Raw genomic sequence first — 18,029 nt, forward strand, 5'->3', positions numbered from 1 at the left:
TGTCATTAAAGAAATATGAGGCCAGTTCAAGGTTTCCCATAGTTCTAATTTCCTTCAGGATTAGGGAGTGGCTTGATTCAACTTTCTTAATTTTGAAAGGATTTGGTATAGAAGGAATTAGGAACTTCCACGCCAAAATAAGCATGCAAGCCACGAGAAAAACACCGACAATATTTTTTATGAGTTTTGTCATTACTGAATGAAAGGAAATAATATTAATTTTGTTGTGAAATACAAACGAATTTTATGGGCGGTGGTATAAGTATAAATGTACCGTGCGTTAATTATCATTATAAGCAAAACGAAACTAATTTAGATTTAGTTTTATGAATTTACAACCGATAGAAAGAAGAAGTAATTTATCTAGAGAGGAGTTTATAGAAAATTACTTGAAACCTAAAAAGCCAGTTATTTTTACTGATTTAGTGAAAGATTGGCCTGCTACTGAGAAATGGACATTTGAGTGGTTGAAAAAAAACCATGGAAACCTTGAAGTTCCATTGATTGATAAAAATTATCATGACCCTAAAAAGTATTTTCAGATAGCGAAAAGAATGAAATTTGGAGATTATTTAGATCTTATTGAGGAAGGACCTGTGGATCTGAGGATTTTCCTATTTGATATTTTCAAGAAAATACCCGAATTGACGAATGATATCCGCTATCCAAATATTATGGATGGGTTTATTAAAAGTTATAAGTTTATGTTTTTTGGTGGACAGGATTCTGTCACCAGCTTACATTATGACATGGATTGCTCTAATGTTTTTTTAACGCAATTCCAGACGCGTAAAAAGATTATTCTTTTTGGTCCCGATCAAAGTAAAAAGCTCTATAAGCATCCGTATACGGTGATGAGTCATTTTGATCCTGAAAATCCGGATTATGATAAATATCCTGCGGCTCAAAATTTAGAAGGTTTTGAAGGTGTTTTTGCACATGGAGAAACTGCTTTTATTCCTTCGCTTTGGTGGCATCATATTAGGTATGTAGAAGGTGGGTATAGTATAGCTCTTAGGGCTAACGATTCCGTCTTTACGACACTTAAAGGAGGTCTTTATTTGGCTAGACATTCCGTGGTAGACAGAGGGATGACTAAGCTTATAGGAAGTAAATGGAAGGATTGGAAAGAAGCTAAGGCCGCGGAAAATGCCCTTCAATTTGTTTAAGAATTTAGATTAAGTGTGTCTTTACTTTAAGAGAGGTTTTGCTTTTGCAAAACCTCTCTTTTTTTGTCCAGGCGAAGGTTTTCTTTAAACCTGCTATATGCATAAGAAGCTCTCCCCATTTTATCGGGACCGTAGCTAAATTGCTTCAAATCAGTCCGTAACTCATTTAAACTCAATCACCAGAACGGTGCTATGCTAATCTTCTTTAAATGCCTGATTTAATACACTTTAAAACTCATTACGGTTCTCCAATGCATAAACCGGGTTAATGGTAGTTCATGTCTTTTGAGTGACAGGTCTATGTATAGATTCCTAGGATAGTGGTAAAGCTATCTTTTGGGCAATTTCTCTTATAGAATTATGTAATTTGCATGGATGCAATCAAATTTAATCTCAATTATATTTTAAAGCTTTGGAAAGTCTAAAATCTAACATTCAATACATTACCTTAACCCGTTTGCTAAAAACAGATTTTGGACAGTTTGACAATGCTTCTTTAGCTTTTGGCGTCATTTTGAAAGAGTTAAATAATGCTATCCATGTAAATCGAATAGGTGTTTGGGAGCTTCAAGATGATAAAATTATTTCAGAGAGTATCCTTCAAGATGGTGAGCTTAGCGAGCTGCAGGAAGTCTTATTGGAGAAAAACTACCCGGAATATTTCAAATGTGTAAGAAAGGGATTGCCTTTGGTTTCTAAGAACGCCCTAAGTGATAAAGAGCTTACAGAACTGGTGCATGATTACTTGAAACCTTTAAAAATAGCTTCCGTATTAAATTTTCCAATTTATGAGCGAGGGATAATTATTGGTCTTTTGTCTTTTGAGCAAATTGCTACACCTAGAGAATGGACAGAGAACGAGATTGATTTTGGCAATTCGATTACCGGATTAATGTCTTTAGTGAGGAGCCTTTTTATGGCAAGGGAGTCGGAAAGCAAGTTGTTTGATGAAAAGGATTTGCTTAGGACCGTAGTGGATCGTTTGCCATTAGGTGTTTTTGTGAAGGATAAAGAGCATAAGTTGACTTTATTAAATTATGAGGGCCTAAAGTATATTGGGGTAAAGTCTGAAGAAGAGGTTATTGGGAAAAGAAATATAGATCTTTTTCCAGAACAAGTTTCTCAGTTTTCCTTAGATCAAGATAAGGAAATTCATAGAACAGGAAAGTCAATTTTAAAACAGGAATCATTTCAAGTGAGGCCTAGTGATTTAAGTTTTAGGAGATTTGTGATTTCCAAAATCCCAATTGAGGATGAAAATAAGAAAGTAAAAGGTTTAATTGGCATTGTTCAAGACATTACAGAACCGTCGGCTAGAGAGGCAGAGCTCATGGAGCGGGAGGAGAAGTATAGGTTTATTGCCGAGAATACGACAGACGGTTTTTTAGTGTCTGAAGGAGATTACGTAACCTATGTGTCACCTTCTTGTGAGAAAATATTGGGTTATAGTATTGAAGAAACCATGAACATGCAGGGGGAAGAATTATTTAATTTAATTCATCCGGAAGATATGGTCGAGATTAAATCAATTTTAGAAAAGGCCATTGCAGAAAGGCGAAGTAATGTTATCGTAAAGCATAGGGCTAGGCAGAAATCAGGCAAATATATTTGGCGTGAAAACGCGGTAAACTATTTCTATAACTCGGAAGGAACCGTATGGAGAGCTATAGTTTTAATGCGGGATATTACAGAATTTGTCTTATCTGATATAAAGTTAAAAGAGAGCGAAAGGCTTTTGGGAGATATACTTCATTCTCTTGACGAGGCGGTCTGGGCTGTAGACTTTTACAGTGGTACGCCTATTTTTATGAGTAAGTCTTTTGAGTATCTGTTTGGCTTTACTTTAGAAGACTGGAAGGCAAATCCAGACAAATGGAAAGAGGTTATTCATGAGGAAGACAAGTATATTGTAGACCGAATTTTTGAAGACGTTAAGGATAGGAAATTTGGTCCTTACACCGTTCGTGTTTTTAATAAAAGCGGGGAAGTTAAGTGGGCCGAAAATCGTGGAAAAATCCTTTTGGATGAAGAAGGGAAACCCAAAATCCTATTGGGCATGGCTGGGGATATCACGGAGAAGGTATTGGCTTTGAAAGAGTTGGAACGTAGTGAAAAACAGCTCTCTTTAATTATGAACTCTTTGGATGAGGTTGTTTGGGCTGTAAAGCTACCTGCTAGAGAACCTCTATTTGTGAGTAATTCTTTCGAAAAAGTGTTTGGAATACCTATCGATAATTGGTACGAGGATTACGCCGTTTGGTCAAATTACGTGACGGAGGAGTTTCGAGAGAAGGAGAAAATAATGCTACAGAAGCTTTTTAGCGAAGGCTTTACCCAAGGAGTGATTCAAATAAAAGACGCTGATGGTCATTTGAAATGGTTGGAGTGCACGGGTAAGTATGTTTATAACGACAGTAATGAACTAGAGATGATGCTCGGTATCAGTGTTGATATCACCGAACAGATTAATGCCGAAGAGAGACTAAAAAGTAGTGAAAGGAATTTAAGTGACATATTAAACGCTCTGGATGAGGCAGTTTGGGCTGCTAGTATTCCAAAATATGAGCCACTATTTGTAAGTAAATCTTTTGTGGATTTTTATGGCTTTGGGCTAGAAGAATGGAAAAAAGATTGGAAGCTCTGGGAAAGGGCGGTTCATCTAGATGATGCCCATATGATAAAAGGTTTTAAGGATAACATCAGGGCCTATGAATCCATCAGCTGCGACTGTCGCATTGTGAATCTAAAGGGTGAAATTAGATGGGTGGAAAACATTGCGAAAACAATTTTTGATGAAAACGGAAAACCCTATATGGTTTTAGGGATAGCGATTGATATTACCAATAGAAAACGAGGGGAACAAAAACTTAATGAAGTAAAAGAGCAAGCTCTGAAATCTGAAATGGCCAGAGCAGAGTTGGAGTTGAAAACACTTCAAATGCAAATGAATCCTCATTTCATTTTCAATTCATTAAACTCTATTCAGAGTTTTATTCTTAAAAATGACGTGGTTTCTACCAACGACTATCTGAGTAAGTTTGCTCGACTAATTCGCTCTTTTCTAGACAGTTCTAGAAGTGTAGGGATTCGGTTAGGAGATGAAATTAACCTTTTGAAGCTTTACGTAGAAATGGAACAAATGCGTTTTGAGGACAAGTTTGTTTTTAAATTGGAGATAGAGAAAGAGGTCGACAAGATGATTGAAATACCAACCATGATGTTGCAGCCTTTTGTGGAAAACGCTATAAACCATGGAATCAGATATAAAAAAGGCAAGGGTTTACTGTCTGTTTCTTTTCAAAAAGAGGGGGAATATATTTTGTGTAAAATAGAAGATGACGGCGTAGGTAGGGTTAGGTCAAAAGAAATTCTAGATAAGACCAATAAAGGATACATTTCTCAAGGGCTTAAAATAACCGCAGAGCGATTTGAGACCTATAATGCCATTAATAAAACGAACATCAACTACGAAATTTCAGACCTAAATGATAATGAACCAGATGTGGGAACTTCTGTGAAGGTTTATTTCCCAATATCTACTTTGCTAATGGACTGAGATGAGCTTACTTTTTGAATAGTTTTTTGACTCAAACTTTAAAATGTACGGCGTGTGTTTAGGCAACTCAATATGATTTATTTCAATCCTTTTATTTAAATCTTTTGTTAAGATTACTTCTTTTTCGTAAAAAAGAATTCCTGAAAGATTGAAAATTTTAAGGTTATAATTTCCCAAAGAAGGAGCTTGAAAGTCTATTATAAACTTATTGTCAGAAGGGTTGGGATAAACCAAAAGTGTTTCGGCCTCACGCTCCTTTGAAGAAAGTATTGGGTTTATGATAATCTCAACGGCCGTCTCGCTTAAACACGAGTTGTATTCTGCTTTTAAAACATACACGCCTGCATTTTCTAATCTTGCGTTTTTTATATTGGGATTGGCTTCATTGCTGGTGAATCCGTTAGGGCCACTCCAGTTTAAGGTTCCTTTTCCTTGAAAGTTTGCCCTTAATTCTAAATCGCTGGTTTCTAAGATAGGGGAATTAGAAGTGGCCGTTATTTCTGGGAATGGGTTTACATTTATTTTGAAAGTATCTGTCAGACACTTTTTAATATCCGTTGCAAAAATCAGGGTGTCTTTTGATAAATTTGGAATTATGATTTCTGATTTATTGTCGAATAATATCTGAGGCCAGCTGCTCTTTAAATGAAGGCTTTCACCGCAATCTACCGTATACTCTTTGGATAGATTTACGTCTTTTAGAACTGTGAAATGGTCAAGTTGAATGCCCTTTGAAGAAATATATTTGACCACCATTTCATTGTTTTCAAATTCTAAAATTACGGCTCCGGTTTCGTCGGAATTTGAATAATACATGACGTCATGTGGGTATCCTTCAGACTTTCCGCCTACCCATCCAGCCGTTCCCGCTACCAAATAGATGGTTCCTGCCTCTTTATTAACATAAGGACAGGAGTTTTGTTCGCCATTATACCTGCCAGAAGACGTGCTGGTGGTATGATTGTTTATTGAAAAATCAGACTCTTTTCCAGAAAAGCCTTTTAAAGGGTAGGAGCGTTCATAATTATGCGAATGCCCGGTTAATACTAAGTCTACATGGTGCTTTTCAAATATGGGAACAAGGTTAACTCTAATGTCTATAAGTTCCGGTTCTTTATCAGAATCGTGAGAACCTTTTGAGAAAGGGGGATGATGAAAGAAAACCACTGTCCATGGTAATGTATTAGCCGATAAATCTTCTTGCAGCCATTTGGCTTGCTTACTTAACAAATCAGACATCCTTTTGTTCTCTTCCTGACCGTAAGAGTCTAAAGAGATAAAGTGCACATTTCCTGCATCAAAAGAATAATAAGCCTCTGTACCAGATGGAACTCCGCCTGATTCTCCTCGGATAGGTAATGCGAATATATTGAAGTAGTCTGGTCGTTGGCCGAAATCATTGGGCCAAGTTTTGCCAGCATAGTCGTGGTTTCCTGGCGTAGGCCAGAGTACGGTGTTCTTCAGTAAACCTTCTTGATATATGGGAAAAAAATTGGTTTGATATTCACGGTCGAAACCATAGTTGTAGGCGTTGTCTCCTAGGAGCAATAGCCCATCAATCATCTTAGTTCCGAAATACTGTTTTACTTGATTTAGCACTTCCTTTTGTGCTGGTGTTCCGGTACCGCAGTCTCCTAAAGCCACAAATTGAAGGCGTTCCTTTGAATCTTTATTAGGAAGTGTTTTGAATGAACCTTTGTACGTTTTATTATTAGTGTTTTTTATAGCATAAAAGTAAACCCTGCCTGATTGTAGATTTTCTAAATGAGCTTCAAAGTCTATAAAGCCAGTGACTTCCAAAGACTGGTCGAGGTTGTTTTCATTTAAGCCATATTTCAGCTGAAATGTTTGAACCGCGTTTGACCGCCATTTGATAAGCATGCCCGTTTGGGTGGCAGACTGTAAAAAAGGCCCCCTAACTATTTCTTGTCCTGTAGTGGCAAAGAAAGAAAGGAGGCCAAAGATTAAGAAGCTCAACTTCATTTTCTTAAAGCTATCTTATTTTTGAAAAAGGCAGCGGAGACATCATCACTGAAACTACTTTTTCTACTATTTTGCCATCTTCTTCAGACGCCTTTTGAGCAGCCTTCCAGATAGGGTCTATTCTAAAAGCATCCCAAGATTTTTTCGCTTCTGCTTCGCTTTCATGTGCTATGATATAAACCAAGTGCGGCTGTGTATTGTCTTTTTCAATAGTTCCCCAATAGGCAATATTTTCCATGTTATGGTTTTTGAAGATTTTACGGGTATGGTCTCTGAAACGAGCAACAATGTTTGGGTATTTTCCAGGAAGGCAATAGTAAGAACGCAGTTCGAAAATACGCTCTGGCGATGCTGCTTTTAGTTTTAGTTTTTTAGTCAATTCTGGTTCTAACTTAAGGAATTTGGAATCTACGGAAGCTACTATTTTACCGTCTTTTTCTGAGTCGCCTGCCACTTTCTTCCATTCTGGGTCGGTAGAAAATGCCTTCCATGATGCCTGCCTCGCCTCCATAGAAGGATAAGAAAGGATGTAGATTAAATCATTTTTCATATCTGGAGATGTCGGTAGCCAGTACCCTACATTTTCCATACCGTGCTTTTCGAAGATCCTGGTGGTATGGTTTTGGAAACGGGCGATTAAAGCATCTCTTCTTCCATCATGACAGTGGTAAACTCTTAATTCATAAACTTTAGAATCCGGCTTTGAAACTTCTGCTTTAAGTCCTACGCTCATTAGTGTCATTAAAATTATCAATAGGTTTTTCATAAATGATTATTACAGGTTTTCTGTAAATTTACATGAAAACATTCCAAAAACAAGAAGGTTTTTCTTATTCCATATCTAAAGGAATCCAAAGTGCTTTTTTGGGAGCCATGACATACTTTACGAACCGATGCTAAACCATTTAATTTCTTGACCATCCTATCATTATGAATAGAAGAATATTTTTAGGAGTAGCTTTTTCTGCTGTTCCATTATTGTCTTTCAAAAAGAGACGTAAACTTTGTTTTTCAACGCTTGGTTGCCCAGAGTGGGAGTGGCATAAGATTATGGAGAAAGCAGAGGAGTATGGTTTTGCAGGCATAGAAATTAGGGGTATTAAAAATGATTTAGACATTTTGTCAAGTCCGGTATTTTCTAAATCTCATTTGAAATCTTCATTAAAGCTGGCAGAGGATGCGGGTGTTAAGATTGTCAATTTAAATCCTTCTTCTAACCTCCATGAAAGCGATCCTGAAAAGAGGAAGAAGAATATGGACGAAGTAAAAAGGTATGTAGATTTGGCAGTAGAGCTTAACACTCCTTTTGTAAGGGTTTTTCCGGATAAGTTTGCTTATAAAGAGGATAAACAAAAATCTCTGAATTTAATAAGTGATGGCCTGAGTGAACTTGGCGAATTTACGAAAGGAAGCGACGTTAAAGTGTTGTTGGATTGCCATGGTGACTTGGTGAGGTCGGAAGATATTAAACAAGTGATGGAAGCTCAACCGGCAAAAAGTTCTGGAATTATATGGGACTACTTCAATATGCATTATCAGACGCAGGAGTCTGTTTCTACAATGGTAGACACCTTAAAGTCATTTATAGAATTTGTTCAAATAAAAGATGGAAGCTTTAGTAATAGAGAAACGCATGAATATTTCTTGCCAGGTGAGGGCGATGTGCCTATTCCAGCAATTTTGAAAGAAATAGACCGAATCAAATATAACGGCTACATAAGTCTAGAATGGGAGAAAAGGTGGCATCCAGAACTTCAAGATTTAGAACAAGTTTTGCCAGTTTTTAAGAAGGCTATGAATGGATAATCTATAACTATCATTACTTTTAAAAGAGATAGCGAAATTCAAAACGTATAAACTTGTTCAAGAGTCTCACTTTAGTTTTTCTTATAACACTTGGTTCCTTTGCTCAATGCTTAGCACAGGTTGAAAATTCCCGTTTCAGTATTATTCCGCATATAAGTTTGGGGATGCTGCTTCCTGGTTCTCAGAAAAAGATGGAGGGAGATCAGCGGATGAACTATAAGTGGCGATTTTATAATATTGGTTACACCGTAAATAATGAAGGAAAGCGGGAGTTTAATTTGAAAACAACCAATAAGATAGGCGTTAACTTAGGTTACAAACTTACTGAAAACATCCATTTAAGTCTTGGAGGCTCAAGAGCAAACTTAATTACCTCCTATAAATCATCTTTAAAATATGAATTTCAAGGTCAGGCGGTAAACGGTTTTTATGATGATTATAATTATTTGAGTTTAAACTTCGGGATAAAGTACAGAGCTTATAATCTGTACTATTTGGTTCAAGGAAATTATATTCCAAATGCGAATGGTTTTTATGAGAGAAGAGCCAAAAAGCAGTCTTCATCCTCCGCTATTCCGGGTAAGTATATCAATGACGCCGGGACAGGATTGGTTTTTAACACGATAGTTTCCAATGATTTAAAGTATGGTTTGTATTTGGGGGTTGGTCAGGAAATGCTAAATGGAGGAAGTACGGAGTTGGAGTTCGGGTTCAGTTTTGCTTTACAACCCCTGTATGTAGAACAAGTGGATTTCTATCAAAATGCTGGAGTGATTGGTAGAAATAGAAGTAACCATTTAATAAACACGGTATTTGTAGGCTTAAGGCAGCCTTTTGATTTTAAGAAGAAGGAAAAAGTGCCAAAACCAGTCAAAGAAAAAATAAAAAAGAGAGCTCCTGAATCGGAAAAGGTCGAAGTTGGGGAGTTTAAAGTTTTTATTGGAGAAGGCTTAGTTTTAGGCGATATTCAGTTCGGCCAGTCCTCGTCGGAGTTAAATTATTATAGTCAGCAAGGATTAAATACGGTTTATAACTTTATGCTGAAATACCCCAAAGCGACCATTGAAATTAGTGGGCACACATCTTCGGAAGGAGATAGAGGTGCCAATATTGAACTTTCAGAAGAGCGAGCGGAAGCCTGTAAAACTTATTTAGTTCAGAAGGGTATTGGATCTAGAAGAATAAGAACGCTGGGTTTTGGGCCTGATAGACCTATTTCTAATAAAGAGCAGGAGTTAAACAGAAGGGTGGAGTTGAAGGTTTTGAGTATAGATTGATACAAAAAAAACGAAGCACCTTTCGATACTTCGTTTTTTATTAATGGAGCTTTAAAGCTTATCAAACATCACAAATCTTAACGCATCTTTCTAGCGAAGCTAACATGCCAGCTTTGTCTTTAGCCTTTGGAATAAACTCTTGACCTAAATATCCTTTATAACCAGAGTCAATTAATGCTTTAACGACCGCAGGATAATAGATTTCTTGCGTTTCGTCAATCTCGTTACGGCCGGGCATTCCACCAGTGTGGTAATGGTTTATGTATTTTCCAAAACGTCTGATATTTCTGATATGGTCACCGTGCATACTTTGCATATGGAAGATGTCATAAAGTAATTTGAAGTATTCCGAATCTACCATTTCACATAATGACACACCCCAGTCTATATGGTCGCACATATAATCTCTGTGACTGTCTCTAGAGCTTAATAATTCCATAGAAAGCACTACGTCATATTTTTCACACGTCGGAATTAGCTTTCTAATCACTGTGGCACAATTTATCATGCCTTCATAATCATTCATGCCATTTCTGTTTCCAGAAAAACAGATAACAGTTTTGATGCCGTTTTCAGAAGCTTGTTTCAGCAAGTCTTCATAAAAAGGAATGAGAACTTCGTGGTTTTTAGTATTGGCAAAAAAGTTAGTAAGTCCAGTTCCTTTAGGCCATGTACCCCAGCCCATGCCTGCTGTAAGTCCGTATTTTTTCAATATAGGCCATTCTTCAGGACCTGTAAGTTCTATGGATGCCATTCCAATAGCTTTTACACCTTGGCATAATTCTTCAAAATCGATAGAGCTATAGCACCATCTGCATACAGAGTGCTTGATATTATTTTTAAGTTCCACTTCTGGTTGGGTTAAAGTTTCGCTAGCAATTGCCCCTCCAGTAAATGAGGTGGCCGCTACTGTTCCTAATGTTTTGATGACATTTCGTCTAGATGTATTCATTATATTTTGATAGGGGATAATAATTTAAAATTAGGGAAAGTATTTCGTATACCGTTATTCTTTAAGGTTCTTAGACATGGAATACACGATTTGTGCAATCGTTTGACTGCTAAAAAGTTCATGAAAATGCTTGATATCCATGGCTTTGACCTAAAATAAAAAAGTCGGGTATCTCACAAGATACCCGACTTTAAGATAGAAAGAGGTATTAATTCAAGCCATTGATATAGCTTGCTATTTTCAATACGTCTGCTTTAGGAACATGTGTCATTGGAGCCATTGGCGTAGCATAGTCCGGCCAGTTTTTAGGCTGTGGGGTATAAATTAATTCCATCATTTTTTGGTCAGAATATTTACGTTTCGCAATTTCCTTGAACGATGGACCAACCACTCTTTTGTCCTGAGAGTGACAAGCCAAACAAGTATGCTTTTGTAATAATGGCTTTATTTCATCAAAAGTAGGAGGCGTGGTTGCTGTTGCGGCCGTTGGTTTACCAATTCCGTCAGGAGAAACTACTTTTTTTGCAGTTTTAGAGGCAGATGCTGGTTTAGCTTTTCCAGAATCTGTGGTCTTTAAAGTGGCCGTAGAAACTTTATCTCCAGCAGGAATATTATTCAACGTATAATAAACCGTAGGGTGAATCAAAGAATAATAAGTGCCTGCAGCTCTAATGCCATCTAGGTTTAACTCATGAACATAATACTTTCTTAGTCCGTCTAAAACGATTCTAAGTGTTTTACCGTCTGCAGAAAGTTTCACCCCTTTAATGTTTAAGTCTTCTCTGTTAATTGGCGGAGAACCATAAACAGGGTGGTGTTTGTAAATAAAGCTTGAGGCAGAGATAGAAGCCAAGTCTTCGGCGGATTTTCTGTCTACAGGAAGTGTGAATTCTACTTCGAAACCATCAGGCATAGCTTTAACTGTTAGCATCTCAAAAGGCATTTTACCATTCCAAACCAGTCTTTGAAGACCTTGGTTGGCATCACCTGCCGAACCCCAACCACGGTTGGTTTCTCCTACAAATAAAGAACCGTCTTTAGCCCAGTCCATTCTCATTACACCAGATTGGAAACCACTTCTGAAGTCCCAAGCAGCACCTTGGTATTCTCCATTTACTTTTTCCATAAACACTCGCATAATTTTAGATTGACCTTGGTCACCTATGAAAACTTGGTTAGTAAAAGGACCAAAAGCTCCTTTGCTGTCGTCTGTAATTATTTCTGAGTTAGAAATACCTAAAATACCGTGAGGTAACCATACTACTGGAGTTTGAACCTGTGGGTATTTTTCTTTCAGTTGCCAAAGCATGTCTGGCGTTTCGTTAACCACATTTTCTGGTTTTATATATGCTCCAGCTGCATTTTTTACTTTTCTATTATCTCTTTCTGCAAAGAATTGCTCCTCCGTAAGTTTGGTAGGAGACTTATCGTTAGTCCAAGCCAAGCTGGCAGGGTGACCTGTAAATGCCCCTTTTTTCAAATGCCATATTCCACCAGAACCCATCCAATCTCCTTGGTTATCAGAATAAAAAAGTTCGCCGTCAATCATTCCTAGACCGGCAGGAGAACGCATACCCGTAGCCCATTCTTCTCTGTGACCGTCTGGGAATACTTTGAATACAGAACCTCTAGTAGGTACTCTGGCTTCTCCACGCCACCACTCTTCGTTTCCAAAGGCTACGTTTCCGCTAACAAAAAAGCTGCCATCGGGAGCAAATTTAGGACCGAAAGAGTACTCATGATAATGACCAGAAACAGGCCAAGCACTTACCGTTTCATAACGGTCTGCTTTTCCATCTCCGTTTTCGTCGGTTAGTTTTGTTAGCTCACCTCTCTGTACACAGTAAAAAGAGCCATCGCGGTATTCTAAACCTAATATTTCATGTAAGCCAGATGCAAATAACCTAAAATGAGGTTGTCTACTCAATGGGTTGTCCAAGATCCATACGTCACCTCTTCTGGTAGAAATACCCAAAGAGCCGTTTGGTAAAGTTACCAAACCACCCACTTCTAAAAGTATACCTTCTGGTACTGGCGGAGTAACTATTCTATAAAAGTCTTCTTCTTTTGGAGATTCTTGTGCCATCACCGAAAAGCACAACAAGCTCAAAAATAATATTTGTATTTTTTTCATTCGTCTAAGTGTTTTAATATCAGAATAATAGCTCGTAAGTTAATTTATCTTTCACCAGTACCTCGAGCTGCTGTTTACCCGCTGAGTCTATGAGACGAATATCTGCTTTTGGGTCTATTTTGATATACCAACTGTTGTTGTCGATAGCATAAAGGCCATCCATTACCTTGTCAATTTTAGTGGCACTGGTAAGTTTAGCAGCCAATGGGTTTTTAGCACCGTTTAGGGTAATCGTTCTTTCAAAGTATTTGCCATCTTTTACGCTGATTTGGTCGCTAACTTTAGCTCCAAATATTTCATAAAGGAATGTCGGCATGTTGTCTGCATCTATGGTATATCCTTTAGGCTTATAACCTGTTCCGCTTGTGTCTTTTGGCCAGTTGGTCAATGAAGAATTTAGTGTTAAATCGTTATTTAGCAAAGTCACTGGACCTCTAGGTCTTGAAGAACCGTCTCCTCTGCTGTCCCACATTGGTGTAGCGTTAAGGAAATCACCTCTCCAAAATTGCAATAAAGCACCTTTGTCTAAATCATAAGTGAAATGAATATTTGCAGGAGTACCTACGCTTATGGCATGCACAATCCTCGTATTGGTTATCCCGTTATTGAAGTCCATGAAACTTCTCAGATTGGTATTGGTTTTGGCGTCAATAAGAATAGGGTCTGTGGCTTTGTTGCCAAACATAGAACTTGCAGCATGTAAAGCTATCTTTCTAAAACCAGGTCCTGTTACAAAAAGACCAAGAGTTGGGTTCATCCAACCATCGTATTTGGCATTGTAAATTCCCAAAGTGTGCTTACCCGCCTTTAGCTCAATTTCACCCGTTCTCTCATCATTTGGCCCCGTATACTTATTGCTTAATATCTCTGTATTGTCAACTGTCAATGTGTTATTAGAAGAAGAGAATTGATTAAAAGTATATTTTCCATCTGCAGGAGCAATGAAATCTCCTTTGATAGTATACGAATATTCGTTAGGCTGCTTCATAAATTCCCACGAAAGCTCTTTCAGATCGCCAGAGTCGTCAATCTTAAGATTTTTAGGGTCTGCCGCGGGGTCATATGCTGCGTAAGAAACGGCATATTTCAGATTTTGTAGAGAAGCACTTGGCTTGTCAAAATTGCTTATTACAATGTTTCTGAAAGCTAAAGAACCGTGGTCTCCTTGAAATCTCAATGGCCCTTTTGCAATATCTTTCGGCGTCATAGCACCCCTGGTTACACCAGAAAGCTCTACGTTTTCATGAATCAGCATCCCATTAAGTTTTATGGAAAGCATTTTAGCATTTTCAATTTTATTTCCCTTGGCATCAAATTTTGGAGCTTGAAAAGAGATGTCCATGTGCTGCCATAAACCTGGGGCTTTTGTTGCATTTATTCTTGGGGCATAGCCTTCATAGCCCTTTTTCCCGTCGGGCTTGCTCTCGTCCCATCGGTGGTAAATGCCACCACAGTCACCATAAATAGGGTTTTTCTTTCCCCAGCTATCAAAAAGCTGTATTTCATAATTGCCTTGTAGGTAAATGCCAGAGTTAGAACCTTTGGCCATCATGAAATCAAAAGAAATGTCCAGATCGCCATGTTGGAAATCGGAGACTAATTCATACGAACTGCCATATTTGCCATGTTCGTGGGTGTTGACCAACACGCCTGTTCCTGGGGTAGTTTGAATATCATTATCCTTAAATGGATTGGCTTTTGCTGTTCCTGCAATTTGCCAGTTTTTGGAGGCATTTGTAAAGCCAGATAAGTTTTCGGTTAGAATCTTATCTTGGGCAGAGAGCAAATTAACGCTTCCAAAAAGGAGTAGCCCGAGAGCGATTTTTTTCATTTGGTTAAATTTTTTCTGATTGAGAACATCAAATATAAGATTAGAATTAAGAAGTGGAAAGGCATTTTAGTATCAATCCTAGGTACTTACGTATTATGAAGCATGGAAATTGTACTATGGAATCTTTACATTATATTATTAAAAGAATTTAATATGTGCCAGTCGTCTTTTGATATGTTTTAAGTAAGTGTTAAGGGTTGGTTAAAATTATTAAATATCAACTAGGGATTAGCGTTGCGGGATAGTCTTAATCAAAGTCAATAAATTAATATTTCTCGTAGTCTGAATAAGAAATAGTTGCTTATCCAGACTAGCCGCCTTTATTCTCCTTTTATAAGTGCTAAAATATCCGACATTTGTTTTGGAGAAATGGCACTTTCCAGACCGTTTGGCATAGCAGACTGTTTTGCTATTTGACGAGATTTTATGGAAGTCGTCGCAATGTTTTCTGTTTGCCCACCCAATGTTTTTAGACTCAGCGAATTTTCGTTTTCAGAAACAATAATTCCTGATAAGTGATTGCCATCTTTTGTTTCAATTTCCCAGTTGCCATACTTATCGGCAATAGAATTGTTCGGGTTTATGATTTCTGTGATGATGGAATGCTTATTTCTACTTTTTAAGGTGGCTAAATCAGGGCCAAAGGCGGTGCCATTTTTGCCGTCTATTTGATGGCAAATGGCACAATTTTGTTCAAACAGTTTCTTGCCATTTTCGGCATTACCTGCTATATCTGCGGCTGGTAGATAATTTTGCAATACTGCTTTACGGTCTTCATTGATGGCGAATACGGCTCTTGCGTAGTTTCTAATATTCGTATCATAATAATTCATCAATTCCACAATCTGCGGCCATTCGATATCCGATTTGGCAATATTGCCCAATTCTACCTGCCTAATTAATTCGGATACATTGTTTTCGTTATTCAATAAGTAGGCTACCCATGCCTTTTTTGAAGAGCTTTTTAACTCGATGTATTTCTTATTGATACTTGCTAGCTCGGGTTTGCTTAAAAGACTTGGAAGAGCTTTAATGCTTGCTAATTGTAATTGCTCATTTTTTCCAGTAAGAATATTTGAAAGGATTTCATCTTTGATTTTGGGTTCGCCTAGCGACGAAAGCAAGCTCATTCCATCTATTTGAAAGTCGATGTTATTCTCTTCTTTCATTTTGGCATAAACTGAATTTGTATTCAAGGTGTTGGAAAATTTACTTACCTTAAAAGTGCCAATAATACTTTTTCGAAGTTCTGGACTTGGACTCGTTAAGAACCTATTTAATAGTAGTTCTTGTTCTAATTTAGTCAGTGGCTTTGGGGTACTATAGGCTTGCATGGAAGAAATGCCAGAAAGCATGGAGGCTTGCCACCAACTGTTATTTTCTTCCTTGTTTTCAAGGATTTTGTCTATAAGACCCAAATCTCCTTTTTTAAATATAGTGGCAGCCAGATGAGCGAAAAACTCACTTTTATTTGTTGATGGTTCGGTTCCAAAATCCCTTACAGCATTTTTAAATAGTGCTTCTTCTGAACCCGCAGAAGAGGATATGGCCGCAATGCCCACCCATTTGTCTTCCACATCGTTCTTTAGAATGGTCGACTTTAATTCTTTTATCTCGGGAAAATTAAAAAAGGCTGCGGAACAAAGCCATTGAAACCTAACTCTTTCGCTTGGGTCGTTTGCGGTTTTTAACAAGGCCGCTTTGAGTTCTTCTGTTTGAAAATCTGGATTGGACCATACTTTATCAATCAATTGCAAGGCGTTTTCTCTAACACCAGGTTCCTTGGACGCTAAAGCAAGGGTCAAATCATCACTTGTTAATTCTTGCCAATCATGAAGAAGCCATAAAGCTGGAATTTTAGCTTCCTCTTTGTCTTCATTCAATATCTTATGCAGAGCAGTAGCGGCTGAATGATCGTCTCTTTGAAAAAGGAGTCGTTGAGCGGTTCTTCTATACCATCCATTTTTATGTGTGAGAAGTTTGGCCAGTTCTTCCGTGGAATTCTTAGATAAATTCAAAGCACCCATCCAGTCCATTTTTAGACCACTTTTTGGTGTTATTCGGTAGATTCTACCTTTATTAGTTCCTTCATACAGTGCTCCACTTTCATTGACTTCATCGCTCATCCATTCTGGGTGTTCCACTATTTGACGGTAATAATCTACCACATATAAAGCTCCGTCTGGCCCTACATAAAAGAATACAGGCCGGAACCAAGGGTCTTTGGAAGCCAGAAATTCTTTGTTTTCCAACACTCTTTTTCCAGAGAAAGTAGCTCCTTTGCTTTCTATGTGGTCTATGTGAACCAGATTATGGACAGGCTCGCCAATAAGTGTAGTGTTTTCAAATTCTTTACCGAAGGCTCCGCCATCATACCATGTTATGCCGCAACTTGAAGTTATTTGACCTACATCGGTTAGTAATTGGTGATTTGGATTTTGAGTAATTGGAAAAACTTTGGCGGCATTGCCATGGTCAGAAAATTTCTCCATGGCTTCTTCAATGGCTAAGTTTGGATTGGCTTTCACATAGCGAGCATCCATCACTTCATGGAAGAGGTGATTAGCATTATCCGTATAAAACCGATGTCCCCATGGGTCGGTTGTGTGACCATATTGCGACTCGCCAGATAGGGTTTCCAGTTCTAAGGTTTTAGGCTTAAATCGAACATTCCTTCCATCAGCATTTCTGGCTAGTTTTGGCGACTTAGGTTCATTGGGAAATTTTATTTCTGAGCCTTTATCGTGGAAGATGTGTTCATAGGCAAATGAGGTTATGGCACCAGAATGTGCCACATATATCCAATTGTCGATCCCAAACTTAGGCGTATTCATATTATGTTGCGGATTGGAAAGCGAAAACCCGGTTATCATGGCTTTTTTGATATCTGCTTTGCCATCACTGTTTTTATCTGCTAGAAAAGTTACGTCTGGTGCATCTGCGACTAACAGTCCATCTTCCCATTTCATCAAGCCCATTGGCAATGTGAGACTATCTGCAAAAACTTCGCTTTTATCGGGTAAACCGTCTCCGTCGGTATCTATTAGCTTTTTAATTTTTCCTGTTTTAGATAAATCCAATGGATATCCTGGCATCTCGGCTACGTACCAATCTCCATTTTCATCGATTTCCATGGCTACAGGGTCCGAAATAAGTGGTTCGGCGGCCACTATCTCGATGTTGAATCCATCCATGATTTCAAAATCAGCCAAAGCTTTTTGAAGTTCTGGATTTTGGTCGAAATAAGAGGCGTTTGGTTTTTCGCAGGATGCTAAAACGATTAGGGTAAAAAGGCAGAAGTATTTCATGGGGCATTGGTTA

Annotated in this window: 10 protein-coding genes and 1 pseudogene; 4 read left to right on the forward strand and 7 right to left on the reverse strand. The window is 38.0% G+C overall.

Features of this window, described 5'->3' with window-relative positions:
• Positions 1 to 193 (reverse strand): annotated as a pseudogene (locus ACTBZY_RS20480) (hypothetical protein); the annotation flags it as partial.
• A gap of 133 nt (positions 194 to 326) precedes the next feature.
• Here ACTBZY_RS20480 and ACTBZY_RS20485 point away from each other — a divergent pair.
• Entirely contained in the window at positions 327 to 1,169 is an 843-nt protein-coding gene (locus ACTBZY_RS20485) for a cupin-like domain-containing protein (RefSeq protein ID WP_463048246.1), read from the forward strand.
• Positions 1,170 to 1,581: 412 nt separating this feature from the next.
• The gene (locus ACTBZY_RS20490) at positions 1,582 to 4,725 is read left to right on the forward strand and encodes a PAS domain S-box protein (RefSeq protein ID WP_463048247.1); all 3,144 of its coding nucleotides are present in this window, start codon (positions 1,582 to 1,584) and stop codon (positions 4,723 to 4,725) included.
• Here the strand turns inward: ACTBZY_RS20490 and ACTBZY_RS20495 are convergent.
• On the reverse strand, positions 4,714 to 6,708 hold the full coding sequence (locus ACTBZY_RS20495; protein WP_463048248.1) for a metallophosphoesterase: 1,995 nt from the start codon (positions 6,706 to 6,708) through the stop codon (positions 4,714 to 4,716). The two genes, ACTBZY_RS20490 and ACTBZY_RS20495, sit on opposite strands and share 12 nt — an antisense overlap.
• Positions 6,709 to 6,718: 10 nt before the next feature.
• Complete coding sequence (locus ACTBZY_RS20500; RefSeq protein ID WP_463048249.1) at positions 6,719 to 7,474, reverse strand: NIPSNAP family protein; 756 nt, start codon at positions 7,472 to 7,474, stop codon at positions 6,719 to 6,721.
• 164 nt (positions 7,475 to 7,638) lie between these two features.
• Here ACTBZY_RS20500 and ACTBZY_RS20505 point away from each other — a divergent pair, with 164 nt between their 5' ends.
• Positions 7,639 to 8,514 (forward strand): sugar phosphate isomerase/epimerase family protein, encoded by an 876-nt coding sequence (locus ACTBZY_RS20505; protein ID WP_463048250.1) that lies wholly within the window; start codon positions 7,639 to 7,641, stop codon positions 8,512 to 8,514.
• A 53-nt stretch (positions 8,515 to 8,567) separates the two neighbouring features.
• A complete protein-coding gene (locus ACTBZY_RS20510; RefSeq protein WP_463048251.1) occupies positions 8,568 to 9,791 on the forward strand; it encodes an OmpA family protein in 1,224 nt (407 codons plus the stop codon).
• A gap of 61 nt (positions 9,792 to 9,852) precedes the next feature.
• Here ACTBZY_RS20510 and ACTBZY_RS20515 read toward each other — a convergent pair whose 3' ends face one another.
• The 4 genes from ACTBZY_RS20515 to ACTBZY_RS20530 all read right to left on the reverse strand — a co-directional run bounded on the left by ACTBZY_RS20515 (position 9,853) and on the right by ACTBZY_RS20530 (position 18,016).
• Entirely contained in the window at positions 9,853 to 10,743 is an 891-nt protein-coding gene (locus ACTBZY_RS20515; protein ID WP_463048252.1) for a hydroxypyruvate isomerase family protein, read from the reverse strand.
• A 208-nt stretch (positions 10,744 to 10,951) separates the two neighbouring features.
• Entirely contained in the window at positions 10,952 to 12,877 is a 1,926-nt protein-coding gene (locus tag ACTBZY_RS20520; RefSeq protein WP_463048253.1) for a hypothetical protein, read from the reverse strand.
• A gap of 19 nt (positions 12,878 to 12,896) precedes the next feature.
• Positions 12,897 to 14,708 (reverse strand): 3-keto-alpha-glucoside-1,2-lyase-like domain-containing protein, encoded by a 1,812-nt coding sequence (locus ACTBZY_RS20525; RefSeq protein ID WP_463048254.1) that lies wholly within the window; start codon positions 14,706 to 14,708, stop codon positions 12,897 to 12,899.
• Positions 14,709 to 15,028: 320 nt separating this feature from the next.
• Complete coding sequence (locus ACTBZY_RS20530; protein ID WP_463048255.1) at positions 15,029 to 18,016, reverse strand: PVC-type heme-binding CxxCH protein; 2,988 nt, start codon at positions 18,014 to 18,016, stop codon at positions 15,029 to 15,031.
• Between the last annotated feature and the right edge of the window lie 13 nt (positions 18,017 to 18,029).

This window comes from Arcticibacterium sp., assembly GCF_055134445.1.